Annotated in this window: 25 protein-coding genes; 4 read left to right on the plus strand and 21 right to left on the minus strand. The window is 70.7% G+C overall.

The features are described from left to right. Nucleotides 1–4: 4 nt before the first annotated feature. Nucleotides 5–361 carry a YciI family protein gene (locus U9R90_RS13450; protein ID WP_411056681.1) on the minus strand — a complete coding sequence of 119 codons (357 nt, stop codon included), beginning with the start codon at nt 359–361 and terminating at the stop codon, nt 5–7. A 138-nt stretch (nt 362–499) separates the two neighbouring features. Continuing rightward, nucleotides 500–2,365, minus strand: a complete 1,866-nt coding sequence (locus U9R90_RS13455) for a glycosyl hydrolase family 18 protein (RefSeq protein WP_411056682.1) — start codon at nt 2,363–2,365, stop codon at nt 500–502. A gap of 515 nt (nt 2,366–2,880) precedes the next feature. Between U9R90_RS13455 and U9R90_RS13460 the strand changes: the two genes are divergently transcribed. Beyond that, entirely contained in the window at nt 2,881–3,507 is a 627-nt protein-coding gene (locus U9R90_RS13460) for a dihydrofolate reductase family protein (protein ID WP_411056683.1), read from the plus strand. Here the strand turns inward: U9R90_RS13460 and U9R90_RS13465 are convergent. The 4 genes from U9R90_RS13465 to tsaB are packed head-to-tail and all read right to left on the minus strand — an operon-like array spanning nt 3,493 to nt 6,038. Continuing rightward, a complete protein-coding gene (locus U9R90_RS13465; protein ID WP_411056684.1) occupies nt 3,493–3,747 on the minus strand; it encodes a hypothetical protein in 255 nt (84 codons plus the stop codon). The two genes, U9R90_RS13460 and U9R90_RS13465, sit on opposite strands and share 15 nt — an antisense overlap. Next, entirely contained in the window at nt 3,744–4,871 is a 1,128-nt protein-coding gene (gene tsaD, locus U9R90_RS13470) for a tRNA (adenosine(37)-N6)-threonylcarbamoyltransferase complex transferase subunit TsaD (protein ID WP_411056685.1), read from the minus strand. The genes U9R90_RS13465 and tsaD overlap by 4 nt, the downstream gene beginning before the upstream one ends. Then, the gene (gene rimI / locus U9R90_RS13475; protein WP_411056686.1) at nt 4,864–5,349 is read right to left on the minus strand and encodes a ribosomal protein S18-alanine N-acetyltransferase; all 486 of its coding nucleotides are present in this window, start codon (nt 5,347–5,349) and stop codon (nt 4,864–4,866) included. The genes tsaD and rimI overlap by 8 nt, the downstream gene beginning before the upstream one ends. A gap of 35 nt (nt 5,350–5,384) precedes the next feature. Continuing rightward, nucleotides 5,385–6,038: a tRNA (adenosine(37)-N6)-threonylcarbamoyltransferase complex dimerization subunit type 1 TsaB gene (gene tsaB / locus U9R90_RS13480; RefSeq protein WP_411056687.1), complete on the minus strand. Its 654-nt coding sequence runs from the start codon at nt 6,036–6,038 to the stop codon at nt 5,385–5,387. A gap of 102 nt (nt 6,039–6,140) precedes the next feature. Here tsaB and U9R90_RS13485 point away from each other — a divergent pair, with 102 nt between their 5' ends. After that, complete coding sequence (locus tag U9R90_RS13485) at nt 6,141–6,701, plus strand: hypothetical protein (protein WP_411056688.1); 561 nt, start codon at nt 6,141–6,143, stop codon at nt 6,699–6,701. Nucleotides 6,702–6,748: 47 nt separating this feature from the next. Here U9R90_RS13485 and U9R90_RS13490 read toward each other — a convergent pair whose 3' ends face one another. The 6 genes from U9R90_RS13490 to U9R90_RS13515 form a co-directional block, all read right to left on the minus strand. Continuing rightward, the gene (locus tag U9R90_RS13490; protein ID WP_411056689.1) at nt 6,749–6,937 is read right to left on the minus strand and encodes a hypothetical protein; all 189 of its coding nucleotides are present in this window, start codon (nt 6,935–6,937) and stop codon (nt 6,749–6,751) included. Between the two features lie 192 nt (nt 6,938–7,129). Next, on the minus strand, nt 7,130–7,675 hold the full coding sequence (gene tsaE / locus U9R90_RS13495; RefSeq protein WP_411056690.1) for a tRNA (adenosine(37)-N6)-threonylcarbamoyltransferase complex ATPase subunit type 1 TsaE: 546 nt from the start codon (nt 7,673–7,675) through the stop codon (nt 7,130–7,132). Beyond that, entirely contained in the window at nt 7,644–8,888 is a 1,245-nt protein-coding gene (locus tag U9R90_RS13500; protein WP_411056691.1) for an alpha/beta fold hydrolase, read from the minus strand. Before U9R90_RS13500 ends, tsaE begins: the two co-directional genes overlap by 32 nt. 52 nt (nt 8,889–8,940) lie before the next feature. Next, on the minus strand, nt 8,941–10,113 hold the full coding sequence (gene alr / locus U9R90_RS13505) for an alanine racemase (protein ID WP_411056692.1): 1,173 nt from the start codon (nt 10,111–10,113) through the stop codon (nt 8,941–8,943). A gap of 495 nt (nt 10,114–10,608) precedes the next feature. Continuing rightward, nucleotides 10,609–10,977, minus strand: coding sequence for a holo-ACP synthase (locus U9R90_RS13510; protein ID WP_411056693.1), 369 nt, complete (start codon nt 10,975–10,977; stop codon nt 10,609–10,611). A gap of 63 nt (nt 10,978–11,040) precedes the next feature. Beyond that, on the minus strand, nt 11,041–11,265 hold the full coding sequence (locus U9R90_RS13515; RefSeq protein WP_411056694.1) for a hypothetical protein: 225 nt from the start codon (nt 11,263–11,265) through the stop codon (nt 11,041–11,043). Between the two features lie 150 nt (nt 11,266–11,415). Here U9R90_RS13515 and coaA point away from each other — a divergent pair, with 150 nt between their 5' ends. Further along, nucleotides 11,416–12,405 (plus strand): type I pantothenate kinase, encoded by a 990-nt coding sequence (coaA, locus tag U9R90_RS13520; RefSeq protein ID WP_411056695.1) that lies wholly within the window; start codon nt 11,416–11,418, stop codon nt 12,403–12,405. Between the two features lie 97 nt (nt 12,406–12,502). Here coaA and glmM read toward each other — a convergent pair whose 3' ends face one another. The 3 genes from glmM to rplM form a co-directional block, all read right to left on the minus strand. Next, nucleotides 12,503–13,861 (minus strand): phosphoglucosamine mutase, encoded by a 1,359-nt coding sequence (glmM, locus tag U9R90_RS13525; protein ID WP_411056696.1) that lies wholly within the window; start codon nt 13,859–13,861, stop codon nt 12,503–12,505. A gap of 269 nt (nt 13,862–14,130) precedes the next feature. Further along, on the minus strand, nt 14,131–14,652 hold the full coding sequence (rpsI, locus tag U9R90_RS13530; RefSeq protein ID WP_411056697.1) for a 30S ribosomal protein S9: 522 nt from the start codon (nt 14,650–14,652) through the stop codon (nt 14,131–14,133). 46 nt (nt 14,653–14,698) lie between these two features. Further along, on the minus strand, nt 14,699–15,142 hold the full coding sequence (gene rplM, locus U9R90_RS13535; protein WP_411056698.1) for a 50S ribosomal protein L13: 444 nt from the start codon (nt 15,140–15,142) through the stop codon (nt 14,699–14,701). Nucleotides 15,143–15,570: 428 nt separating this feature from the next. Between rplM and U9R90_RS13540 the strand changes: the two genes are divergently transcribed. After that, a complete protein-coding gene (locus U9R90_RS13540; RefSeq protein WP_411056699.1) occupies nt 15,571–16,503 on the plus strand; it encodes a hypothetical protein in 933 nt (310 codons plus the stop codon). A 15-nt stretch (nt 16,504–16,518) separates the two neighbouring features. Here U9R90_RS13540 and U9R90_RS13545 read toward each other — a convergent pair whose 3' ends face one another. Genes U9R90_RS13545 through U9R90_RS13570 form a run of 6 tightly spaced genes read right to left on the minus strand, consistent with a single transcriptional unit; the run spans nt 16,519 to nt 24,973 of the window. Further along, the gene (locus U9R90_RS13545) at nt 16,519–17,244 is read right to left on the minus strand and encodes a polyprenol monophosphomannose synthase (protein WP_411057732.1); all 726 of its coding nucleotides are present in this window, start codon (nt 17,242–17,244) and stop codon (nt 16,519–16,521) included. Nucleotides 17,245–17,291: 47 nt separating this feature from the next. Next, nucleotides 17,292–18,608, minus strand: a complete 1,317-nt coding sequence (locus U9R90_RS13550; protein ID WP_411056700.1) for a UDP-glucose dehydrogenase family protein — start codon at nt 18,606–18,608, stop codon at nt 17,292–17,294. 44 nt (nt 18,609–18,652) lie between these two features. After that, on the minus strand, nt 18,653–20,572 hold the full coding sequence (locus tag U9R90_RS13555) for a glycosyltransferase family 39 protein (protein WP_411056701.1): 1,920 nt from the start codon (nt 20,570–20,572) through the stop codon (nt 18,653–18,655). After that, nucleotides 20,569–22,371, minus strand: a complete 1,803-nt coding sequence (locus U9R90_RS13560) for a hypothetical protein (protein ID WP_411056702.1) — start codon at nt 22,369–22,371, stop codon at nt 20,569–20,571. The genes U9R90_RS13555 and U9R90_RS13560 overlap by 4 nt, the downstream gene beginning before the upstream one ends. Further along, entirely contained in the window at nt 22,368–23,384 is a 1,017-nt protein-coding gene (locus U9R90_RS13565; RefSeq protein ID WP_411056703.1) for a glycoside hydrolase family 26 protein, read from the minus strand. The genes U9R90_RS13560 and U9R90_RS13565 overlap by 4 nt, the downstream gene beginning before the upstream one ends. Then, nucleotides 23,381–24,973, minus strand: coding sequence for a glycosyltransferase family 2 protein (locus U9R90_RS13570; RefSeq protein ID WP_411056704.1), 1,593 nt, complete (start codon nt 24,971–24,973; stop codon nt 23,381–23,383). The genes U9R90_RS13565 and U9R90_RS13570 overlap by 4 nt, the downstream gene beginning before the upstream one ends. Nucleotides 24,974–25,016: the final 43 nt, after the last annotated feature.

Here is a 25,016-nt window from a genome sequence, read left to right on the forward strand (position 1 = left end):
GCCGTCAGTCCTCGGCGATCTCGCGGACCTCGGCGGCGATCGTGAAGTGGTCCGGGTGGATCTCCACGAACCGCTTGGCCCACTCCAGCGCCTCGGCCTTGTCCTTGGCCTGGATGATCGAGTACCCGCCGATGACCTCCTTGGTCTCGGTGAACGGCCCGTCGGTGTACCCGGTCTTGCCGCCGGACCAGGTGACCCTGGTGCCTTCGGAGGTCGGCTTGAGACCGGCCGTGTCCAGCATGACCCCGGCCTTGGTGATCTCCTCGAACAGCGCGCCCATGCGCTCCTCGAACTCGGGCCCCAGGCCCTCGGCGGGCACGGAGTTCTCGTCGATACGGATCATCGTCAGAAAGCGCGGCATGGTGACTCCTCGGGTACCGGCGGGGGCCTGTCCCCCCTGCCTCTCAACCCTGCGTCGAACGGGAGACACCGGAATCGACACCGCGCCGAGAATTTCCCGAAGAAATTCCCGGCGCGGTGCGAGCTGCGCCGCATGGGGTCAGCGCAGTCCGCTGTCGATCGCGCTCACCAGCTCACCGTTCGCGGTGTCACCGCTGAACTCCCAGAAGAAGGCGCCGCCGAGCCCCTGCTGGTTGGCCCAGTCCATCTTCCCGGCGATCGTCGACGGGGTGTCGTAGCTCCACCAGTCGTTGCCGCAGTGCGCGTACGCCGTACCCGCCACGGTCCCGTTGGCCGGGCACTTGCTCTTGAGGACCTTGTAGTCGTCGATCCCCGACTCGTACGTACCCGAGGCGGGACCCGTGGCCGAGCCGCCCGGCTCCGACTGCGTGACACCCGTCCAGCCGCGCCCGTAGAAGCCGATGCCGAGCAGCAGCTTCCCGGCCGGTACGCCCTTGGCCTTGAGCTTGGCGATGGCGTCCGCGGAGTTGAAGCCGTCCTGCGGGATGCCGGGGTACGACGTCAGCGGGGAGTGCGGGGCCGTCGGCCCGTTCTTGTTGAAGCCGCCGAAGAAGTCGTACGTCATGACGTTGTACCAGTCGCTGTACTGCGCCGCACCCGCGTAGTCCGCGGAGTCGATCTTGCCGCCGTCCGATGCGTCCGCGGTGATCGCGGCCGTGACCAGGTTGTCCGAACCGAACTCGGCCCGCATCGCCTTCATCATGTCCTTGAAGACCGCGGGACCGCTGGTGTCGCAGGACAGCCCACAGGCGTTCGGGTACTCCCAGTCCAGGTCGATGCCGTCGAAGACATCGGCCCAGCGCGGGTCCTCGACCAGGTCGTGGCAGGACTTGGCGAAGGCCGCCGGGTTCTTCATGGCGTCACCGAACCCACCGGACCAGGTCCAGCCGCCGAACGACCACAGCACCTTGATGTGCGGGTACTTGGCCTTGAGCTGCCGCAGCTGGTTGAAGTTGCCCCGCAGCGGCTGGTCCCAGGTGTCCGCCTCGCCGCTGACCGACTGGTCCGCGGTGTACGCCTTGTCGGTCGCGGCGTACGCGTCGCCCATGGTGCACTTGCCGCCCTGGACGTTGCCGAAGCTGTAGTTGATGTGCGTGATCTTCTCGGCGGAGCCCGAGGTCACCAGGTTCTTCACGTGGTAGTTGCGCCCGTAGACGCCCCACTCGGTGAAGTACCCGAGGTTGACCTTGCTGCCGGGGCCGGGGCCCGGACCGGGGTCCTCGCCGCCCGTCGTACGCACCGCGACGGAGCCGCTGACCGGGCCGGTCTGGTCGGCCGTGTCACGGGCCTGGACGCTGTACGAGTAGTCGGTTCCCTTGGTCAGCCCGGTGTCCGTGTACGAGGTGCCGGTGACCGTGGCGACCACGGCGCCGTCCCGCAGTACGTCGTACTCCTTGACGCCCTCGTCGTCGGTGGCCGCGGACCACGAGAGCTTCACGGAGGTGTCGGTGATACCGGACGCGGACGGAGTGCCGGGCGCGGACGGCGGGTTGTCACCCGGCTCGACCGGACCGCCGTCACAGGAGGCGCCGTTGAGCTCGCAGCCGCTCGGAGCGCCGTCGCCGGAGCCGTTGAAGCCGAAGGAGGCGGACGCGCCGGGCGCGAGGGTGCCGTTCCAGCCCTTGTCCTTGGCGGTCCAGTGGTCACCGGAGTTGGTGACGTTGGCGTCCCAGGCGGAGGTCACCTTCGTACCGGCCGGGAAGTCCCACTCCACGGTCCAGGAGTTGATGGTCGTGGTCCCGGTGTTCTTGATCGTCCACTTGCCCTCGAAGCCCGTGCCCCAGTCCTGGGTCTTGGTGTACGTGGCGGTCGCCTCCTCGGCGGCCTGCGCGGGCGAGGCGAGGCCGACCAGGGCGGCGAGCGGGAGGGTGAGGGTGGCGAGAGCGGCGGTGGCTCTGTGCCGGAATCGTTTTCTGCGTTCGGGTGTACCGGTACTCGTGCTCAAGGCGTGCTCCTCGAGTGGGGGCGGAGTCGGAGGTGGAGCCCTGCGCCGTCCGTGAGCACGTTTGTTGAACACGCACTCACCACAGTGTGCGGTGAGAATAGAAAGGTCCAGACCAGTGGTCAATAGGTCTGGACCAAAGTTGTACAGCTGATGGTAACTGCCCATACATATGAGCGGTTGATCTGTGCGGGTGAATCTCGCCGACGGTACCGGTGAGCCCACCGATGGCCGTGGGGGCCGAGGTTGAGGCTCTCGCTGACAGCACGGCCGCGAGGGGCGGGTTCCGCCCGCATTCGTCAGGTCACCCTGGCTGACGGCTCGAACGCGCCGACAACATGTGGTTCAACTTCCAGAGGCTCGACGACTAGCGCACACACGTACGAGCAGGCCCGGAAGAAAAATCTCGGGGCACCTGTCGATCCGGCAGCGTCTCGTTCGACGTACGGGTGGGAGCAGGAACACGCCTCACTCCCCACCGAACAGTCACGAACGCACCACGGAGAGCGGAGAACCCCATGCCCAAGCTGCGCGCGCACCTCACGGTCTCACTCGACGGCTTCGCCGCCGGGACGCACCAGCACCTGGACGCACCCTTCGGCGACGGCGTCGACGGCCTGCACGACTGGCTGTTCGCCGCCATGGAGGACCGTGCCGACGGCAAGCCGGGGATCGACGTCGACTGGCTCAACCGCGGCGAGGAGAACGTCGGCGCCACGATCATGGGCCGCAACATGTTCGGTCCCGTGCGCGGGCCGTGGGAGGACGAGTCATGGACGGGCTGGTGGGGCGACAACCCGCCCTACCACCACGACGTGTTCGTCCACACCCACCACCTGCGGCCGTCACTGCCCATGAAGGGCGGGACCACCTTCCACTTCACCGACGAGCCCGTCGAGACGGTGCTGCGGCGGGCGTTCGAGGCGGCGAACGGCAAGGACGTACGGATCGGCGGAGGTCCGGCCACGTTCCAGCAGTACGTACGCGCGGGGCTGGTCGACGAGGTGCACCTGACGCTCGCCCCGCTCCTCGTCGGGCGTGGCGAGCGCCTGCTCGACAACCTGGGAGACGCGATCGCCGACTACCGGGTCACCGAGCAGATCAGCTCCGCGGCCGTCACGCACACTCGCCTAGTCCGTCGCTGACTCGAACCGCCACCGGTGCACCGGACGGCTGATCAGCTCAGCTGCCGGCTCCGGGAGTTCGGGGAGGTCGGCGTCGTACGTCGCGTCCCACCAGGTGATGACGAGGACCCGGTCGCCGGGCGCCGTGAGGGTCTCGTGCCGCAGCGGGGTGCCGTCGAGTCGCTGCTCCCTGACCCAGGCGAGGAGTTGCGCGCCGCGGCCTTCGACGGCCCTGGCCTCCCACATCAACGCGACCGTCATGAGTAGAGGTTGTCCTTGCTCGTCTCGTGAACGTGAACGTGATCGTGCGAGTGCGAGGGCGCGTGTGCGTGCGCGTGTGACTCCCCCGGCACATGCGGGTCCGTCACCGGCAACGACGAGTCCGCCGACAGATCCCAGTCCGACGGCGCCCGGTTCCGCGCCACCATCTCCGCGCCCAGCGCCGCCACCATCGCGCCGTTGTCCGTGCACAGCCCGGGCCGCGGCACCCGCAGCGTGATCCCGGCGCGCTCGCAGCGCTCCTGGGCCAGCGCCCGCAGCCGGGAGTTCGCGGCGACCCCGCCGCCGATCATCAGGTGGTCCACGCCCTCGTCCTTGCAGGCCCGTACGGCCTTACGCGTCAGGACGTCGACGACCGCCTCCTGGAAGGACGCCGACACATCGCGCACCGGGACGTCCTCGCCCGCGTTCCGCTTGGCCTCGATCCAGCGGGCTACCGCCGTCTTCAGCCCGGAGAAGGAGAAGTCGTACGCCGGGTCGCGCGGGCCGGTGAGACCGCGCGGGAAGGCGATCGCGTTCGGGTCGCCCTCCTTGGCGTACCGGTCGATGACCGGACCGCCGGGGAAGCCCAGGTGCAGCACCCGGGCGATCTTGTCGAAGGCCTCGCCCGCCGCGTCGTCGATGGTCGCGCCCATCGGGCGGACATCAGACGTGATGTCCGACGACAGCAGCAGCGACGAGTGCCCGCCCGACACCAGCAGCGCCATCGTCGGCTCCGGGAGCGCCCCGTGCTCCAGCTGGTCCACGCAGATGTGCGAGGCGAGGTGGTTCACGCCGTACAGCGGCTTGCCCAGGGCGTACGCGTAGGCCTTCGCCGCCGACACACCGACCAGCAGCGCGCCCGCGAGCCCCGGCCCCGCCGTGACGGAGATGCCGTCCAGGTCGCGGGCCGAGACGCCCGCCTGCTTCAGTGCGCGCTCGATGGTCGGGACCATGGCCTCCAGATGGGCCCGCGAGGCGACTTCGGGCACCACGCCGCCGAAGCGCGCGTGCTCGTCGACGCTGGAGGCGATCGCGTCGGCGAGCAGGGTGGTGCCGCGGACGATACCGACGCCGGTCTCGTCGCAGGAGGTCTCGATGCCGAGCACCAGGGGTTCGTCAGCCATCAGCTTTCATCTCTTCGTACGGGTCCAGGGCCAGGCGCATGACCAGCGCGTCCACGTTCCCCGGCTGGTAGTAGCCGCGCCGGAAGCCGATCGCCTCGAAGCCGAAGCGCTCGTAGAGCTTCTGCGCACGGGTGTTGTCGACGCGCACTTCGAGCAGCACCTCGCCGCACTCGAAGGCGGTGGCGTGCCTGAGCAGGTCGGTGAGGAGTTCGGCGCCGAGCCCGGTGCCCCAGTGGTCGCGGGCGACGGCGATGGTCTGTACGTCGCCGAGGCCGCCCGCGGCGGCCAGTCCGGCGTACCCCACGAGGCGCTCACCGGCGACGGCGACGACATAGCGCCGGGTCGCCCCCGGCCCCCGCGCATGGGCGAGCTCGGACCAGAACATGCCCTTCGACCAGGCGTCCTCGGGAAACAGCTCACGCTCAAGCCGCAGCACGTCGGCGATGTCCCACCAGCGCATCTCACGCAGCACAGGCATCACAGGATTCACCGAATCCACAGGAGTCACAGACGTCACTTGGGTGTGACCACCTTGTAGTTCTTGGGAACCTGCGCGTCCGGCCGCCGCAGATACAGCGGCCGGGGCTCCGCCAGCTCCTCACCCGCGGCCAGCCGCTCGGCGGCCAGCGAGGCGAGCGCCGCGGCGGGCACGTACTCAGGACCCCGCGCGTCCGGGAAGGAGTCGGGGTACAGCAGCGCGCCCGCGCCGACCACCGGCAGGCCCGCGAGCTCGGCCGCGATGTCGGCCGGCCGGTCCACCGCGGGCTCGGTGGTTCTCGTACGGGCCGAGGCGTAGCGCGCCCAGTAGACCTCCTTGCGTCTCGCGTCGGTGGCCACCGCGAAGGGGACGTCGAGCCCGGAGGCGTACGCCAGTCCGTCCAGGGTGCACAGTCCGTACACCGGGACGTCCAGCGCGGAGCCGAAGGCCGCGGCGGTCATCAGGCCGACACGCAGGCCTGTGTACGGTCCTGGGCCGGTGCCGACCACGAGCGCGGTGACCGCGTCCAGCTTGAGACCTGCGTCGGCGAGCACCCGGTCGACGGCCGGGAGCAGCAGCTCCCCGTGCCGGCGGGCGTCCACCTGACTCGTTGCGGCGACGACCGAAGAGCCGTCGTGCAGCGCGACGGTGACGGCGGGGGTGGCGGTATCCAGAGCGAGCAAGAGCACGCAAACAGCCTACGGCTTGGCGGACGGGGGCACGGCGCCCGAGACTGCCTGCCCGCGGCTGCTACCGTCACCACTCACGTACGTATGAGAGGTGGATGCACGGTGGCACGCAGCAGCTCGGGATTCGTGGCCGGGCTCACCGCCGCAGCACTCGCGGCGGTCGGTTTCCTCGCCTACCAGGCATCGGCGAACGTCCCCGACACCCTGGGCAAGCCGGTCGCGAAGGACTCCGCGAGCGCCTCGCAGTCGCCCAAGAGCCCCAAGGGCGAGAAGGCGGACGCCAAGGCGCTGCCGGCCGACTCGGGCGAGGGCGAGCGCGTGGTGTACGCCCTGGGCGGCGACCGGGTCTGGCTGGTCGACGCGGACGGCAAGGTGCTGCACACGCACCAGGTCACACCGAGCACGGTCGACCCGCTGCCCGGCGAGTACGCGGTCACCTCGCGCTCCGGCTCGATCACCGGCTCGGACGGGGTGCCGATCGAGAACGTGGTGCGCTTCGCGACCGTCGAGGGCGTGACGGTCGGCTTCAGCGCTGCGGTGGACGGCTCGACGCCGAAGCCCGACCCGGAGCAGCGGACGGGCGGCGTACGGCAGGCACGCGCGGACGGCAGGCAGATGTGGAAGTTCGCCACGATCAACATGCCGGTGATCGTGGTCCCCTAGGGGGCGTCTCGGTTGACGGCGGCCCGGCCGCCCTCAACACCTCCCGCTCAGGCGGCGTCCTTGCGCTCCTCACCGCGGGCCGCCCTCGACCGCACCGGTTTGGCCTTGGTGTCCGGCTCCTCGCGCCGCTCCGACAGCCTCGGCGGGGTCGACACCGCGCTCGCGGCCGCACACGACGCCAGCAGATCTCTCATCGACAGCGCTCGCGGCTGTGTCTCACGTTCCGGCGCCGACATGGATGCCTCCTGGGGCTCCGAGGGCAAGCGTGGTTAGGTAGACCTAACCAGGTCTCGGTACCATGTGAACACGCCTGATGCCAGGCACGCAACATCTTGCCGACGCCTTGTCGGAAAGTTTGTGGGGCCGTACGAGATGCGGGACCGCACAAGAGCAGAGGCTCAGGCGGCGAGCGCCTGGTCCGCACGGGCTCAGGCAGCGAGCGCCGCCAGGTCCGCACCCGCCCACCGCTCGCCGACACCCGCCAGCGTGATCCGCCGTACGTCGTCGTCCGCGTGCTCGGTGTCGCCGGTAGCGCGGTCGATCACCACATGCAGCCGGTCGTCCGAGAGCTCCTCGACCTTGCCCTCGCCCCACTCCACGACGATCACCGAGTCCGGCAGCGAGACATCGAGGTCCAGGTCCTCCATCTCGTCCAGACCGCCGCCGAGCCGGTACGCGTCCACATGCACCAGCGGCGGCCCCGCGCCCAGCGCCGGGTGCACCCGGGCGATCACGAAGGTCGGCGAGGTGACGGCGCCGCGCACGTCCAGGCCCTCGCCGAGCCCGCGGGTCAGCGTCGTCTTGCCGGCGCCGAGCGCGCCGGTCAACATCACGAGATCGCCGGGGCGCAGCAGCTTGGCCAGGCGGCGCCCCAGCTCCCGCATCTGCTCGGGAGAGTGAACGGTAAGGCCAACGGTGTTGGTGACGGCGCGACCCGCGGGGTCAGTGGGCGCCGGGCTGTGCGGTGCTTCCATAACCCGCCACGTTAGCGGCTGCCGGCACCGCACCCGCGCGCACCAGCAGGTCCCCGAGCCGGTCCAGAACCATCTCCGGGTACTCCAGCATCACCAGGTGCCCGGCGTCCGGCACGATCACCAGCTCCGCGTTCGGCAGCGCGTCCGCGATGACCTCGCTGTGCTCGCTCGGCGTGACCAGGTCCTTGTCCCCGGCCAGCACGAGCACCGGGATCGCCTCCTCGGGACCGGTGAAGTGCCGCAACGCGTCCGTCTTGTCATGCTCGACGAACGCCGGATAGAACTCCGCGACGACATCGATCGGCGTCGCCTCGATCAGCCGCTCCGCGAACCGTGCGACGGCCGGGTCCACGTCCTTGGACGCGAACGAGTACCGCTTGACGATGCCCGCGAAGAGGTCCGCGGTGGCCCGTCGGCCGCGCTCCACCAGCTCCGCCCGCGAGCCCAGCGCCTTCAGCACTCCGGGCAGCACCCGACGTACCGCGTTGACACCCGCGACCGGCAGCCCGTAGCTGACCTCGCCGAGCCGACCCGACGACGTACCGACGAAGGCGACCCCGACCACACGCTCGCGGACGAACTCGGGAAACTGGTCGGCCAGCGCCATCATCGTCATGCCGCCCATCGAGTGCCCGACCAGCACCAGCGGCCCCTCGGGCGCGGCCGCGTCGATCACCGCCTTGAGGTCGCGCCCCAGCTGCTCGATGTCGACCGGCACGCCGGGCCCGTCCGCGGGGTTCTGCGCCCGACCGCGCTCCGAGTCGCCATGGCTGCGCTGGTCCCAGTACACGCCGCGCACGACACCGCGCAGAGCGGCGCGCTGGAAGTGCCAGGAGTCCTGGCTGAGGCAGTAGCCGTGGCTGAAGACCACCGTCACCCGGGCCGGTGCCTTCCGCCCGAACAGCCGCCTGCGCTTGGGCGCGGCGCCGTTCGTCGGATCGACCTCGTCCACCTCGTAGTGCAGCTCCGTGCCGTCATCCGCCAGCGCCCTGCCCGGAGTGCCGCGCAGCGTGCCGTACGGACCAGTTGAGTCGAGCGCGAGCCTGGCCTTCTTCCGCATCCCGCGGCCGACCGTGAGCCGCTCGACGGCCACCCCGGCGGCCGCGCCCGCGGCGACCACGCCTATCGCGACACCGGCGACACCAGCCCGGCGCCAGTTGGCGGCAGCCGAGCCCGCCGCGGCGATCGCGTCCCCCGTACTGGTCTCGCTCACGTGCTCGCTCCTAGTCGTGGTCCCCGTCTTCCGGTTCCGGTCTCTTCCCGCCCTACGCTTGCCCGACTACCCCGTCGGTGCGCTCACCCGTATAGACGCGCGGAACCCGCGATCCGATGCGCGTCACTATCTCGTACGCGATGGTGTCCGCGGCCCGCGCCCAGTCCTCCGCGGTCGGCTCGCCCCGGTCCCCCGGCCCGAACAGCACCGCCGGATCCCCCACCTGAGGCTCGTCGCCACCCAGGTCGACGACGAACTGATCCATCGCGATCCGCCCCGCGGCCGTCCGCCGCTTCCCGCCGACCAGCACCGGGGCGCTGCCGGACGCGTGGCGCGGCAGTCCGTCGCCGTACCCGACCGGGACCAGCCCCAACGTGGTGTCACCCGAGGTGATGAAGTGATGGCCGTAGCTGACCCCATGCCCCGCCGGTACGTGCTTCACCAAGGCCAGCGAGGCGACGAGCGTCATCACCGGGCGCAGCCCGAAGTCCTCCGGCGTCCCGATCTCGGGGCTCGGCGACACGCCGTACATCGCGATACCGGGCCGCACAAGGTCGTAGTGCGCCTCCGGCAGCGTGAGCGTCGCGGGCGAGTTGGCGATATGCCGCAGCTCAGGCCGCAGCCCCGCCGCTTCGGCGTACCGCAGCGCCTGCTCGAAGGCGGCCGTCTGGGCCGGGATCGAGGGGTGCCCCGGCTCGTCCGCGCAGGCGTAGTGCGACCAGATTCCGGTGACCTTGACCGTGCCGTCGGCTTCCGCCTTCAGCGCGGACTCCACCAGCTCGGGCCAGTCGGCGGGCTGGCAGCCGTTCCTGCCCAGGCCGGTGTCGGCCTTCAGCTGGACCCTGGCCGTACGCCCGGCCGCGCGCGCGGCCGCGGTGACCTCGCGCAGCGCCCACATCCCGCTCACCGACACCTCGATGTCGGCCTCGATCGCCGCGCGCCACGGTCCGCCGGGCGTCCACAGCCAGCACAGCACCCGGGCCTGCTCCGGCCCGATCCCCCCTGCGCGCAGGGCGAGCGCCTCCTCGGGGGTCGCCGTGCCCAGCCAGGTCGCCCCGGCCTGCAGCGCGGCCCTGGCACACGGCAGCATCCCGTGGCCGTACGCGTCCGCCTTCACTACGGCCATGAACTCGGCGCGGGGTGCGCGGGCACGCAGAGCTCGCACGTTGGCCCGTAGGGCGGCCAGATCGATCTCGGCGCGGACGCGCAAGGATGTCTCATTCATCGCGCCCAGTGTCTCAGAGCCCTCCGACACGCCTGCGCGTCGCGGTGCGGGGGTGAGGTGAGGGCGCCGCCCTCGGCCTTGGTGAACGGGCCCACCCGTAGCGAGGGGAGGGTGTTGCCCTCCGGGCTTGGTGGAACGGGTGCACCCGTGGCGAGGGATTGTGCCCACCCTCCCCCACTCTCGACTTCGCTCGAGCGGGAGGTGCCCCCCTCGCCCTGCGGAACGTATGCCCACAACGGGTAGACGCCCATAACGCAGGGCGCAAGCCCCCACCCGCCCGCAGACGCCACCCCGGCGTGAGGGGACGTGGCGGCCGANACGGGGTGCACCCGTTCCACCAAGCCCGAAGGGCAACACCCTCCCCCCGCCACGGAGCACCCGTGCAACCAAACGCCCGAGGGCAACACCCTCCCCTCGCCACGGCGCACCGTGACAACAAGCCCGAGGGCGCGCCCTCACCCCGCGCACCGTGCAACGGAGGGTGCGGGAGGGGGCCTACCCCTCCGCCACCACCACCGCCGACGCCACCCCCGCATCGTGGCTCAGCGACACATGCCACCCCCGTACCCCAAGCTCCGCCGCCCGCCGCGCCACACTCCCGCGCACCCGCAGCCGAGGCTGACCGGAGTCCTCGACATAGACCTCCGCGTCGGTCCAGAGCAGCCCCGCGGGCGCGCCCAAAGCCTTCGCGAGCGCCTCCTTCGCGGCGAAGCGCGCGGCCAGCGAGGCGACGCCGCGGCGTTCACCGCTGGGCAGCAGCAGCTCCTGCTCCACGAAGAGCCGGTCCGCGAGCCCCGGCGTGCGCTCCAGGGACACCCGGAAGCGGTCAATCTCCGCGACGTCGATCCCCACCCCGATGATCACGTACTCTCACTCTCTCCGAACTCGGCTGATCCACCTCGCAGCCTACGGCGAGCGACGGTCCTGTCAGTGGCCCCGTGCTATGCGGTCCGCCGCGTCCTGGACGAGCGTGAGGTACTCCACTTCCTCGCAGCGCGGCTTGCTGCCCAGCTCGTACATGTCGAGGCAGTCGTCCAGGTCCTCGCCCAGGTCCTCGTCCGGCAGCTCCAGCGCCAGCTCGCTGCACACCTCGTCCGAGATATCGGCTGGTCTTCGCCGCATGAGGGCGCTGAGACGTGCGCGTGCGTGCATGCGAGGGGCCTCCTGGCAGCCAGTGGACGCGGCTCTACCCCCGGTGCCGGGGACGGTATCCCCGATGACCCGTCCGGTCCATACCTGCCGCCCACACCCGCGTGACGTACGCCACCCGCCATCCCGTTCGTTCAGCCGTGACAATGAAGGGTGATCACTTCGCCGCCCCGCAGTGCCCACCGCCGCGCGGACTCGACGCCGTACGTCGACCTGACCCGCACCGAGTGGAGTGCCCTGCGCGACAAGACGCCGCTGCCGCTCTCCGCGAGTGAGGTCGAGCAGCTGCGCGGCCTGGGCGACGTCATCGACCTCGACGAGGTCCGGGACGTCTATCTGCCGCTCTCCCGGCTACTGAACCTGTACGTCGGCGCGACCGACGGCCTGCGCGGCGCCCTGAACACCTTCCTGGGCGACGCGGGCAACGGCCACGGCACCCAGCACGGCACCCCCTTCGTGATAGGCGTCGCGGGGTCGGTCGCGGTCGGCAAGTCCACCGTCGCGCGACTGCTGCAGGCCCTGCTGGCCCGCTGGCCGGAGCACCCGCGGGTCGAGCTGGTGACCACGGACGGGTTCCTGTGGCCCATGAAGGAGCTCAAGGCGCGCGGGCTGATGTCGCGGAAGGGCTTTCCGGAGTCGTACGACCGGCGGGCTCTCACGCGCTTCGTGGCCGATATCAAGGCCGGGAAGGACGAGGTCACGGCTCCTGTCTACTCCCATCTGATCTACGACATCGTGCCTGGGCAGCGGCTTACCGTGCGGCGGCCCGACATCCTCATCGTGGAGGGGCTGAACGTCCTGCAGCCCGCGCTGCCGGGCAAGGACGGCCGCACCAGGGTCGGTCTCGCCGACTACTTCGACTTCAGTGTGTACGTGGATGCCAAGGCGGAGGACATCGAGAACTGGTATCTCAACCGGTTCAAGAAGCTCCGTCAGACGGCGTTCCAGAACCCCGACTCGTACTTCCACCGGCACACCGCGGTCTCGGAAGAGGAGGCGCTCGACTACGCGCGCACGATGTGGCGGACCGTCAACAAGCCGAACTTGATGGAGAACGTGGCCCCGACGCGCGGGCGTGCCACGCTCGTCGTACGCAAGGGGCCCGACCACAAGGTCCAGCGCCTGAGCCTGCGCAAGCTCTGACCGGCCGCCCTGAAAACGCCGCTGCCCTGCCCGGAGCAACTCCGGGCAGGGCAGCGGCGTTCAGCGCCTGTCTTTGGGGTCAAGCAGTTCAAACGGCTCAGCCGAGCGCGGACTTCACCACGTCCGCCAGCCGTCCGGCCACCGACCGCGCCTGGTCGATGTCCGCGGCCTCCACCATCACCCGCACCAGCGGCTCGGTGCCCGACGGCCGCAGCAACACCCGGCCGGTGGCGCCCAGTTCGCGCTCCGCGTCGGCGACCGCCGCGGCCAGTTCGGCCGAGGTCGCGACGCGGGACTTGTCCACGTCGGGGACGTTGATGAGGATCTGCGGGAGCTGCTCCATGACCGAGGCGAGGTCCGCCAGAGTACGGCCGGTGGCCACGACGCGGGCCGCCAGCATCAGGCCGGTCAGGGTGCCGTCGCCGGTCGTCGCGTGGTCGAGGATGATCACGTGGCCCGACTGCTCGCCGCCGAGCGCGTAGCCGTGCTCCTTCATCGACTCCAGTACGTACCGGTCGCCGACGGCGGTCTGGATGAGGCCGACGCCCTCGCGCTCCATGGCGAGCTTGAAGCCCAGGTTGGACATGACGGTGGCGACGACGGTGTTCTCGCGCAGGGCGCCGCGCTCGCGCATCGCGAGGGCGAGGACCGCGAGGATCTGGTCGCCGTCGACCTCGGCACCGGTGTGGTCCACGGCCAGGCAGCGGTCGGCGTCGCCGTCATGGGCGATGCCGAGGGCGGCGCCGTGCTCGACGACCGCGGCCTTCAGCAGGCCCAGGTGGGTGGAGCCGCAGCCGTCGTTGATGTTCAGGCCGTCCGGCTCGGCGCCGATGGTGACGACCTCGGCACCGGCCCGGGCGAACGCCTCGGGCGAGACCCGGGCCGCGGCGCCGTGCGCCTCGTCGAGCACGATCTTCAGACCGTCGAGGCGGTTCGGGAGTACCCCGATGAGGTGCGCGATGTACTGGTCGAAGCCCTCGTCGTACGTGCGGACCCGGCCGACGTCCGCACCGGTCGGGCGCTGCCAGGGCGCGCCGGTGCGGTGCTCCTCGTACAGGGCCTCGATGCGGTCTTCGAGCTCGTCGGCGAGCTTGTGGCCGCCGCGGGCGAAGAACTTGACACCGTTGTCCGGCATGGCGTTGTGGCTCGCGGAGAGCATCACGCCGAGGTCGGCGCCGAGCGCGCCGGTGAGGTACGCCACCGCGGGGGTCGGCAGCACGCCGACGCGCAGGACGTCGACGCCCGCGCTGGCCAGGCCCGCGACCACGGCGGCCTCCAGGAACTCCCCGGACGCGCGCGGGTCACGGCCGACCACCGCCACCGGCCGATGGCCCTCGAAGGTGCCCGCCTCGGCGAGTACATGGGCCGCTGCCACGGAGAGTCCGAGCGCGAGCTCGGCCGTCAGATCCGCGTTGGCGACACCGCGCACACCGTCCGTGCCGAAGAGTCGTCCCACTGATGTCCTCCGAACGTGTCTGAAGCCTTCGGAATTACGCCGATCGGGGTAATCCGAATGTGCAAGCCTCTGAGCGCCTGGCGACGTTATACGTCCCCGGGCGGTTGGTATTGCGTCTACCCGGGGACTACCCCCGGACCCCCGGCCGGACAACCAGGTCAGCCGGCCCGGTCTGCGTGGACAACCGCCAGGCAGACCCGAGTAACGCGTTCGCCCCGGCGGCACGCAGCGTGCCGCCGGGGCGAACGATTGGGCCAAGCAGCCAGCGATTAGCGCTTGCTGTACTGCGGAGCCTTACGGGCCTTCTTGAGACCGGCCTTCTTGCGCTCGACCGCACGGTCGTCGCGCTTGAGGTAACCGGCCTTCTTGAGGGCGCCGCGGTTGTTGTCGACGTCGGCCTCGTTCAGCGCGCGGGCGACACCGAGACGGAGCGCACCGGCCTGACCGGAGACGCCGCCACCCGAGATGCGGGCGACAACGTCGTAGCGGCCGTCCAGCTCGAGCACCTTGAAGGGCTCGTTGACTTCCTGCTGGTGGACCTTGTTCGGGAAGTAGTCCTCGAGCGTGCGCCCGTTGACCTTCCACTTGCCGGTGCCCGGGACGATCCGGACGCGGGCGATGGCGTTCTTGCGACGGCCCAGGCCGGCGGCCGGCTGCGGCTCGCCGAACGCGGAGGCCATCGACTCCGAGGTGTACTCGCCCTCGACAGGCGCCTCGGACTCGGTCGTGTACTGCTCGACGTCGGCGATCTCGGTCTCTTCGACCGGCTGCTCAACGGTGGTCTCGGCCACGATTCTCCTCAGATCTTTCTGTACGTCTTAGGGGCTGTGGCCGGAACTACTGCGCGACCTGGGTGATCTCGAACGGCACCGGCTGCTGGGCAGCGTGCGGGTGCGTGTCGCCCGAGTAGATCTTCAGCTTCGAGAGCATCTGACGACCCAGGGTGTTCTTGGGGATCATGCCCTTGATGGCCTTCTCGACGGCCTTCTCGGGGTTCTTGGCGAGCAGCTCGTCGTAGCGGACCGAGCGGAGACCACCCGGGTAGCCGGAGTGGCGGTACGCCATCTTCTGGGTCTTCTTGTTGCCGGACAGGTGGACCTTGTCGGCGTTGATGATGACGACGAAGTCGCCCATGTCCATGTGGGGGGCGTAGGTCGGCTTGTGCTTGCCCCGGAGGAGGTTCGCTGCCGTAGTCGCCAGACGGCCCAGGACGATGTCCTGCGCGTCGATGATGTGCCACTGGCGAGTGACATCGCCGGGCTTGGGGCTGTACGTACGCACGGTCGTAGCCTTCGCTTCTTCAGTGAGTGGGTCCTGACAAGGCCACCACGGACGATGTACGACAGCCCTGGCGGACATCGGTGACGCAACCGAGTCCTGCCGCTGGTCATCGGCCCGGTGGGCCGGTGTAAGGGCCCCTCACGTGAGAATGAGAAAGCCAATACACATAACGAACTGGCAGAATACCCGCGCTACCCCGTTAGGGTCAAAACACGAGCACGCCTCACGGCGCTGCCACCCGCCATCCTACCCGGACACCGGGATGCCCTCGCACGCCGCGGCCGCTGCGGCCCACCGACGGCGCCAGTTTCGCGTGCGCCCGCCGCACCGCCGGCTGACGTTGCCGCGGCGTCGCACGGAGGGGCCACCCCGCTGAGCGAAGACAAGCGGGAGGAGGGGGCCTGACGACAGGGCCTAGGATGCCGCGCATGAGCTTTGGGCAAGGGGGGCCTCAGTGGGGCCCAGGGGGAGAACAGGGACCGCCGCAGGGCCCCGGCTGGGGGCAGCAGCCCGGTGGGTTTCCGGGGCACGGCGGGCCGCCGTCCTCCGGCCCGTCGCCCGACTGGGCCGCGCTCGCCGAGCAGTCCGCGGCCCGTGCCCGGCGCCGTAGGTGGCTGATGATCGGCGGGGGCGCGCTGGCCACCGCCGCGGTGGCCTCCGTGGTCGCCGTCGCCGTCATATCCGCGAACAGCGGCGACAGCGACGCGGACAAGCCGTCCGGCCAGCTGCCGCCGTCCGCCACGCTGCCGAGCAACACCGACTCGCCCGCGCCGTCCTTCGCGGAGACCAAGCCACCGCCCCCGCCCGACCCCAAGGAGTTCATCTCCAGCGCCAAGAAGGACAAGGCCCCGCTCAGCGCCAAGACCCTCTTCGCCGAGGGGGACCACACCAAGAACGACGGCACGGTCTACCAGCGGGGCGCCACCGCCACCAGCAAGAGCTGCGCCGAGGCCACCCAGGGCGACCTCGGCCCCGTACTCGCCAAGAACGACTGCGAGCGGGTCTTCCGTACCAGCTACCGCAAGGACGGGGTCGCGGTCACGGTCGGCATCGCCGTCTTCGACAGCGCCAAGGAGGCGACGAAGGCCAAGGAGCAGGCAGACGGGGGCAACCTCCGGTCGCTGTCCGGCTCCGGCATCCCGGCCTTCTGCGAGACCTCGCTCTGCCGTAAGACCGTCAACTCCTACGGCCGCTACGCCTACTTCACCATCGCCGGCTTCACCAACGGCAAGGACGTCACCACCTCCGACAAGGCGGTCTTCGCCGCCGGTGACGACCTCGCCCTGTTCGCCTTCCAGCAGATCCACGCCCGCGGCGAGGCCCAGGCATCGGCGGCGGTCCGCTCCCCCGACACCACCTGAGCTCCGCCCGGGCGGTCAGCGCCTACGGTCGCGCAGGCGCAGGCGCAGCGGCACCAGGGCCGATTCGAGCTGGGTCGCCAGGCTCATCTTGGAGACGCCCTCGGCGCGTTCCTCAAAGCGGATCGGGATCTCGACAGCGCCGTGTCCGGCCCGTACCGCCTTGTACTTGAGCTCGACCTGGAAGCTGTAGCCGGCGCTGTCCACCGTGGTCAGGCCGATGTCGCGCAGGGTGTCGGCCGACCACAGGTTGAACCCGGCCGTGATGTCGCGGATCTTGGTGCCGAGTACGGTGCGCGCGTACTGGTTGGCGAAGCGGGACAGCAGCACCCGGTGCCGGCCCCAGTCCTCGTCCAGGGCGCCGCCCTCGACATAGCGGCTGCCGATCACCAGGCCGACCCCGGTGGCCAGCGCCGTACCGACCAGGCGCGGCACCACCTCCACCGGGTGGCTGCCGTCCGCGTCCATCTGCACCACGTACGCGGCGCCCTCGTCGAGCGCGGCCCCCATGCCCGCGATGTACGCGCGGCCGAGGCCGTCCTTCGCGGTGCGGTGCAGCACGCTCATCCGGTGCTCGCCGTCCGCGCGGTCCGCGTTGTACTTCTCGGCGAGCTCGTCGGCGATGCGACCCGTACCGTCCGGGCTGGAGTCGTCGACGATCTTCAGATGCAGCCCGTCGAGCGGCAACTGGAGTACGGCTTCGGCCATCCTCGGCAGGTTCGCCGCCTCGTTGTACGTGGGCATGACCACGGTCACGGGCACGGCGGGCCCCTTGCCCTCTGCGTCGTACGTCACTGGTCTCTTCCCTCCCCACCGGGTCTGGGCCGTCCCAGCGCCCGGAAATCCCAGCCCGCCGCGGCCCATGCGGCCCCGTCGAGCACCCCCCTGCCGTCCACCATCCGCGGCTGCCTGACCAGCGACCTGAGCTGGTCGGGGTCGAGCTCGCGGAACTGCGGCCACTCGGTCAGATGCAGCACCACGTCGGCGCCGCGCACCGCCTCCTGTGCCGAGAGCGCGTAGCCGAGCAGCGGGTACGCCTTGCGCGCGTTGTCCATCGCCTGCGGGTCGTAGACGGTGACCTCCGCCCCGTCGAGCCGCAGCCGGGCGGCGACGTTCAGCGCGGGCGAGTCCCGTATGTCGTCCGAGTCGGGCTTGAAGGCGGCGCCCAGTACGGCGACCCGCCTGCCGAGCACCGTGCCCGCGCACAGCTCGCGGGCCAGCTCGACGATCCGGTCGCGGCGCCGCATGTTGATCGCGTCCACCTCGCGCAGAAAGCCCAGCGAGACACCCAGCTCGTCGGCGCGGTGAGCGAAGGCCCGGATGTCCTTGGGCAGGCAGCCGCCGCCGAAGCCCGCTCCGGCGCGCAGGAACTTACGGCCGATGCGGTCGTCGTGGCCGATCGCCTCGGCCAGTACGGAGACGTCGGCGCCGGTGGCCTCGCAGACCTCCGCCATGGCGTTGATGAAGGAGATCTTGGTGGCGAGGAAGGCGTTGGCGGCCGTCTTGACCAGCTCGGCGGTCGGGAAGTCGGCCGTGACCACGGGGGTTCCGGCCGCGATGAGCGGCTCGTACACCGTACGCAGCAGGTCTTCGGCGCGTGCCGAGCGCACCCCGAGCACCAGCCGGTCGGGCCGCAGCGTGTCCCGCACGGCGAAGCCCTCGCGCAGGAACTCCGGGTTCCAGGCGATCTCCACCGAATCGGCATGGGTCTGCGCGAGCCGCTCGGCCGTGCCCACCGGCACCGTCGACTTGCCGACCACCAGCGCGCCGGGGCTCGCGCGGCGGGCCAGCAGCGCGAACGCCGCGTCGACCTGGCGCAGGTCGGCCGCGTCGGAGCCCTGCCGCTGCGGCGTGCCGACGCACACGAAGTGCACCTCGCCGAAGGCCGCGGCCTCGGCGTAGGAGTCGGTGAACCGCAGCCGCCCGGACGCGGTGTGCCGGGCCAGCAGCTCCGGCAGGCCGGGCTCGTGGAACGGCACCTCGCCGGAGCGCAGCGCGGCGAGCTTGTCGGGGTCGACGTCGACCCCGAGCACCTCGTGGCCGAGCTCGGCCATGCAGGCGGCGTGGGTGACGCCGAGGTAACCGGTGCCGATGACGGTGAGCCGCATGCGGCGGCCTCCTTCACGTTTTTCGGTAGGGCGGGCTGCCGCCGCTACTTCCGTTCGAGTACCTGAACCGTGACGCGGTGCAGCTTCACCGTGCGGGTCGTCTCGAAGTCCTTGTCGAGTACGGCCGCGGCCTTCTTGTCCATGCCGTCCAGCGGCTTCTTGTCGCGGACCGTCGAGACCAGCCAGAGCCGGTCGGCGTCGGCCAGGCAGTTGGCCGGGCGCTTGCACTCGCTGGCGCCGTACGACCCGTTCTGCTGCGGGGTCCACTGCATGAGGACGTCCTTGGGGGCGGCCCTGTCCCGCAGCTCGTACGCCATCGCGCGGCGCTCCGACAGGCCGCCGTTGAAGATCATTCCGTCGCCGGGGCGCTGGCCCTGGGCGAGGGTGCGCGCCGCGGCCGCGAAGTCCGGCTCGTCGTCCAGGTCCTTCTTGGCGAGGTCGATCGCGGGCAGCGCGACGAAGGTGTACGCGGCCGCGGCGGCCGCCACCAGCAGTCCGCCGAACGCCTGCGCCCCCGCGCCGCGGGGGGTGCCCGGCACCAGCCGCCCGGCGAGCCGGGTGACCAGGGCGCTGGTCAGCAGCGCCCAGGCCGGGAGGGTGAACAGCAGATAGCGCGGCAGGAAGAGGTGCAGCTGGTTGGCGGTCAGGAAGGTCAGGGCGGGCGGCAGGATCGCCCACGCGGCGAGCAGCAGCGCGTAGCGGCGCGCCACCAGCAGACCGGCCAGGCCGAGGCCCATCACCACGCCGCCGGTGACCAGCGACCCGAACAGTTCCTCCGGGTAGGCGACCAGGTCCTCGTTGGTCGTCACGTTCCAGGCGATCTGGCCGCTCTGGCCCGACCCCTGCGCGATCATCGGGAGCGTGATCGACACCCCGAGCAGCGCCGCTCCGGCGAAGGCGTAGTGCACGATGCGGTCGCCGCGGCGCTTCTCCAGGACGACCAGGCCGAGGTGTCCGGCGAGCACCGACATCGCGACCAGGTGGCCGAATCCGGCGCCCGCGATCGCCAGCGCGTACAGCGTCCAGCCCTTGAGGCTCGGCTTGTCCAGGGCGCGCAGCAGCAACAGCGTGGCCAGCAGCGCGAAGAGCGTCGCGAAGGCGTACGGCCGCGCCTCCTGCCCGTACCGGGTGACCGTGGGGACCACCGCGAACAGCAGTCCGGCGAGCAGCCCGGTCCGTACGGCGAACATCCGGCGCCCGATCAGACCGACAAGACCGGCCGACACCGCCATCGCCACGGCGCCCGGCAGCCGCAGCGCGGTCGGCGAGTCGCCCGCCACCATGATCCACAGGTGCATCAGGGCGTAGTACGGGGTGAAGACGACGTCGATCTGCTCGATCAGCCGTCCCAGGTCGCCGAAGGAGAGCGTGGAGGCCCACCAGGTGGCGTGCTCGTCGCGCCACAGCTGGCGGTCGCCGATGCCGGGCAGCACACAGGCGAGCGTGGCGAGGGCGGGCAGCACGAAGACCAGGAGCGCCGACGCGCGGTTCGTACTGGCGGAGCCACCCGCGGCGGCCCGACGCCGGTCGGCCCGGCCACCGGGGGTGCCGCTGCCGGGGGTCCCGGTTTCGGGGCTCCCGCTTCCGGGAGCATCGGCGGTCTGCGGCTGTCCAGGAGGGGGGCCGACGGGCTGCCCGACGGGCTGCCCGACGTACGGGTCGTACGGCTCGGCGGGGGATCCGGAGGCGGGTCCGGCAGGCGGCGCGTACGGTCCGCCGGTCGGTCCGGCAGGCTGCCCGACGGGCTGCCCGGCGTGCGGTTCGTACGGCCCGGCAGGCGGTCCAGCAGGCGGCGCGTACGGTGCAGCGGGCGGCCCGGCAGGCTGCCCGGCGTACGGGTCGTACGGTCCAGCGGGCGGCCCGGCGTACGGGTCGTACGGGCCACCTGGTGGCCGCCCGTACCCCTCACCAGAGGGTCCGGAGGGCTCAGCAGGGCGCCCGGCTGGGCTGTAGTAGGCCGTCATCGCTTCACCCAGATCCGGTACGGGTCCTGGCCGCTGTCCTTCGCGGCGGGCAGGACGGTCAGCAGCCGGTAGTGCTTGGCGCCGCGCAGCGTCTCGGGGATGGACGGCGAGCGCAGCGCGATCACGTCGTGGGCGCCCTTCTTGACCGCGGCGGCCAGGGCCTCGCCCCGTACGGCCTTCCGCCACTGTCCTGGCTCGGTCTCCGCCCGCAGGTAGTACGCGGCGATCTCGGGGTCGTCGCTGAGGTAGCGCCCCTTGTCGTCCACGACCCCCTTGAGCGCGCCCACCATGCCCGCGACCTCGGGTGGCTCGTACAGGCTCTGGGTCTGCGCCATGCCGACCACCAGGCCCACGACGTAGATCATGATGCCGATCTGCGGATACGCGAAGTGGGCTCCCATCACCCGCGAGACCCCCAGGCCCGCCATCGGCACGGCGAACAGCAGGCCGAAGCCGACGTGGATGTGCAGCGAGCTGCCGTTGCCCAGATACGCCTGGTAGAGCGGGGCGAGCAGCGCGGTCGCGCACAGCGTCAGGCCCAGCGCGGCCCGGCGCAGCGCGCCCGGCACGGAGCCCTCGGCCCAGGGCATCTCGCCCATCCGTGCCCGGCGGATGAAGCCGATCGCGCCGATCACGGCGACCAGCAGGACGATGCCGCCCCACTCGGCGCTGTCCCGCAGCACGGTGAGCGCGCCGTCCGTGCCGTCGGTGTTCCAGCCGGACGGCATCCCGCCCGTCAGCCGCACTCCCGCGAAGCCCAGCGCACCTGTCGCCACCGCGAAGAGCGCCCCGCGCGCGAACGCCCCGACCCCGCGGAAGCGGTAGGCGGTGAGCACCGCGAGCACGGTCAGCGTGGGCAGATACAGCGCAGCCGAGTAGGCGGCGAACGGGGCGAGCGCGGCGAACGGAGCCGCGAGCAGCACAGCCGCGGGAGGCGACTGGCGGGTCTTGGCGAGCAGGAACAGCGCCGCGGCGAGCAGAAACAGCGACAGCGAGTGCATCGACGCGTATCCGCCGGTGAACGCGGTCGACGCGAGTACGGAGTACATCGCGGCGGCGGCGAGCCCGGCGCGCGCGTTGAACAGCAGCCGGGTCGCCCCGTACAGCAGCGCGGTCGCACCCAGCGCCCAGGCCAGGCTCACCCCACGGGCGGCGGCCAGACCGCGCTCCGCGAGCAGCCCGGAGAGCTTGCCGTCGGACATCAGGAACTCCGCCTCGGGGGCGAACGCGCTCCCGCCGAGCCGCAGCGTGAGCCCGGCCTGCACCAGCAGGATCAGCAGCAGGACGCCACGGCTGATCCAGGCGGAGCGGCTGTTGTCCATGGACCACGCGGAGACCGGCACCTCGGGCAGCACATAGCCGGGCTCAGGCTCGGGCTCGGGTTCCGGCTCAAGGACCGTGTAGTACGGCTGGTAGTAATCGGCGTCCGGGTCGGACTCGGGCGGGCGGTAGTACGGCGGGTACTGCTCGCGGTCGTACGGGCCCGGCTGCTGCGGGATCGCCGACTGGGGCGCGTAGTGCTGGGACTCGTAGCGCTGGGCCTCGTCATACGGCGGCGGGGCCTGCGGCTGGTACTGCTGCTGGTAGGGCGGGTACTGCTGCCGCCCGTACTGCTGCTGGTATCCCTGCTGCTGCCCGTACTGCTCCTGATATCCCTGCTGGTACCCCTGCTGCGGCGCGTACTCCTGCTGCCCGTACTCCTGCTGCCCGTAGTCCTGCTGCCCGTAGTCCTGCTGGTACTGCTGCTGATACCGCGGATCCTGCTGACCGTAAGGCTCCTGGGGCCACTGCTCACTCACGAGCGGGGCACCTCGAATCCAAAGGCGTCATCGTCGATCAGCCGCTTGAACTCGGCCAGCGCGAGCGGGCTGCTCTGGATACGCCAGTCGGAACGCTTGGGGATGTTGAACCAGACGAAACCGATCACGTCCGGGTCCGCCTTCACTCCCCCGATCAGCTCCCGCACGTCCGCGCGCCGCCGCTCCCCCGGCTGCGCCGAGGTCTCGCTGATCAGCACGGGCTTGTCGGTGAACTCCGCCAGCTGCTGCCGGGTCGGCCCGTACAGCGTCTCGAAGGTGGTGGCGCCGGTGTCCGCCCAGTAGCCGACGATCCCGACCCAGTCGACGTACTCGTCGCCGGGCCAGAACGGCTTCAGCGGCACATCGGACACGGGGTTGACGATGTTGGGGCTGAACACCCAGATGACGTTGGTCGCGCCCTGGTCCTGGAACAGGTCGTGGATGTGCCGCCAGGCCTTCACAAAGGCCTGGGGCGTCTGCTTCTTGGTGCCCCACGGGTACCAGTGGCCGTTCATCTCATGGCCGAAGCTGATCGCGACCGGCACGTTCGTCTCACGGATGCTCGCCGCGTACTCCTTGATGTACGCGTCCTGCGAGCCGTCCGCGATCTTGCCGAGGCCGGGCTTGAAGGGCTCCCAGGAGACATAGAGCAGCGAGCCGTCCGCGAAGACGTTCCGCGCTCCCTCGGCGTTGAAGTCGTCGCCCCAGGCCGAGTACGACCCGACCATGTTCGGCTTCTTGCCGACGGTCTTCGCGAACTTACCCACCGGCTTCATCGAGGTGGGGGCCCCGTTGACGGCGACCCCGAAGTACTCCTTCTCGGGGTGCAGCAGCGGCTTCACGTCGTACGGCAGGTCCTGCCGCCCCTGCCCCGAACCGCCCTCACCCGGGGACTCGTCGGCGGCCGAAGCGGCGGGGTCCTCGCTGCCCAGTACGCTGCAGCCGCTCAGCCCGACGAGCACAGCCAGCAGCAGCGCCAGGGCCGTCGCGCCCCGGACTCTCCCACTCTTCACGCGGCGCCTCCCGCGCTCTGGTGCTCCCGTGGCTGGACCAGCGCGCGGGCGACCACCAGCGCGTAGAACAGCCCGGAGGACAGGACGAGCGCGAAGTCCGGCGGGTACCCGGTGAAGAGCCGGTAGACGGCGGTGCCGACCCACACCACGGCGGTGCCGCCGCTCCAGATCCACAGGCCCAGCCAGAAGCGCCTGGTCTTGTTCTTCTTGGCGCCCTTGGAGCCGGTCGGCTGCCATCCCATGCGCTGCTTGCGCAGGATGTCCCAGATGGCGAAGACATGGGCCCAGCCGTACATCAGCCGGACGGACCAGGCCTCCAGGCGGTACGGCGCCTTGTGCCACATCGGGAAGATGACGGTGGTGTAGATGATGCTGGGCAGCACCCACACCACATGCTGGATCTTGAGCATCTCGGGGCTGGTGAGCAGCAGGATGACGGGGACCAGCGGCGCCACGAAGGTGAACAGCGCCGTGTGGATGTAGTAGAAGAAGCCGGACAGGTAGCACAGTCGGCTGGAGAACCTGATCGGCGCGTGCCAGAACTTCTCGCTGCCGAGCAGGGACATCGACCCGGAGCACCAGCGGTACTGCTGGTTGAAGAAGGCCCCGGCCGCGTCCGGGCAGACCCCGGTGGACAGCGCGACGGGCAGGTACTTCAGGTCCCAGCCGAGCCCGCGCAGGTCGAAGCCGGTGTGCACGTCCTCGGAGTGCTCGATCAGCGTCGTACCGCCGTTGGTGTCCAGGGCGGCGCGCCGGTAGATGGCGCAGGAGCCGACGCAGATCGCGCCGTCGCTGTTCTGCCGGGAGACCTGCACCGAGCGGTAGAACAGCTCCTGCACCGCGCCCGCGCCGCGCTCGATCCAGTTCTGTGAGTCCAGGACACGGAAGTACTGCGGGGACTGGACGATGCCGATGCGGCCGTCCGCCTCCATGTACGGGAGCATCTCCTCAAGGAGGTCGGAACGCGGCGTGAAGTCGGCGTCCAGGATCAGGCAGTACTTGCCGTCGGACTGGCCGAAGCCGTAGTGCAGGTTGCCCGCCTTCTTGAACCAGCCGCGGTTGGGCCGGGTCCCGTAGCGGAACCCGAAGTCGGCGGCCATCGCCTCCAGCTCGGGGCTCGCGCCGTCGTCGAGGACGAACGGCACACAGACGCCGGGATAGCGGTCCGCGAGCTCGCGGACATGCGTCCAGGTGTTGTGCAGCACCTCGATCGGCTCACCGCACACCGGCAGGAAGACGTCGACGCTGGGATAGACCTGTGGCCGCCAGCTACGCACCAGCTCCTGGTGGTGGGCGAAGTCGAAGTCCCGGGTGAAGCCGTTCACCCGCAGCGACACCACGTAGTACACCGCGGTGAAGACCAGCGGCGGCGCCAGAATCCACATCAGCGGACTGGCCTGCGTCAGCGCGACCTGGCTGACGCTGAGACAGCCGAAGCTGACGATCGACGCCAGCGTGAGAATCCACAGCCGCCGTCGGACGTACGAGAACTTCTCCGCATGCGACGGCGGCGCGGGCAACAGCCCGAGCAGCGTCTTGCCCGCGCGCGCCCGATGGCTGGGCGCGCGCGCAGAACCCAGTGATGACATCCCTCAACCCCCCGGGCCAGTGGCCCGTACTCCCCCACCTCCA

The sequence above is a fragment of the Streptomyces sp. E11-3 genome, assembly GCF_046540415.1.
Taxonomy (GTDB): Bacteria; Actinomycetota; Actinomycetes; order Streptomycetales; family Streptomycetaceae; genus Streptomyces.

Coding starts and splice junctions, on each gene's coding strand:
- U9R90_RS13465 (WP_411056684.1), bottom strand. CDS start 3,747: ATGACGGTCGCGTTGATGTGGGAGGCCAGGGCCGTCGAAGGCCGCGGC.
- U9R90_RS13490 (WP_411056689.1), bottom strand. CDS start 6,937: ATGTCGGCGCCGGAACGTGAGACACAGCCGCGAGCGCTGTCGATGAGA.
- tsaE (WP_411056690.1), bottom strand. CDS start 7,675: ATGGAAGCACCGCACAGCCCGGCGCCCACTGACCCCGCGGGTCGCGCC.
- rimI (WP_411056686.1), bottom strand. CDS start 5,349: ATGCCTGTGCTGCGTGAGATGCGCTGGTGGGACATCGCCGACGTGCTG.
- U9R90_RS13550 (WP_411056700.1), bottom strand. CDS start 18,608: ATGCGGCTCACCGTCATCGGCACCGGTTACCTCGGCGTCACCCACGCC.
- U9R90_RS13460 (WP_411056683.1), top strand. CDS start 2,881: ATGCCCAAGCTGCGCGCGCACCTCACGGTCTCACTCGACGGCTTCGCC.
- U9R90_RS13555 (WP_411056701.1), bottom strand. CDS start 20,572: ATGACGGCCTACTACAGCCCAGCCGGGCGCCCTGCTGAGCCCTCCGGA.
- tsaD (WP_411056685.1), bottom strand. CDS start 4,871: ATGGCTGACGAACCCCTGGTGCTCGGCATCGAGACCTCCTGCGACGAG.
- U9R90_RS13540 (WP_411056699.1), top strand. CDS start 15,571: ATGAGCTTTGGGCAAGGGGGGCCTCAGTGGGGCCCAGGGGGAGAACAG.
- U9R90_RS13450 (WP_411056681.1), bottom strand. CDS start 361: ATGCCGCGCTTTCTGACGATGATCCGTATCGACGAGAACTCCGTGCCC.
- U9R90_RS13570 (WP_411056704.1), bottom strand. CDS start 24,973: ATGTCATCACTGGGTTCTGCGCGCGCGCCCAGCCATCGGGCGCGCGCG.
- alr (WP_411056692.1), bottom strand. CDS start 10,113: ATGAATGAGACATCCTTGCGCGTCCGCGCCGAGATCGATCTGGCCGCC.
- U9R90_RS13545 (WP_411057732.1), bottom strand. CDS start 17,244: ATGCCCACGTACAACGAGGCGGCGAACCTGCCGAGGATGGCCGAAGCC.
- U9R90_RS13515 (WP_411056694.1), bottom strand. CDS start 11,265: ATGCACGCACGCGCACGTCTCAGCGCCCTCATGCGGCGAAGACCAGCC.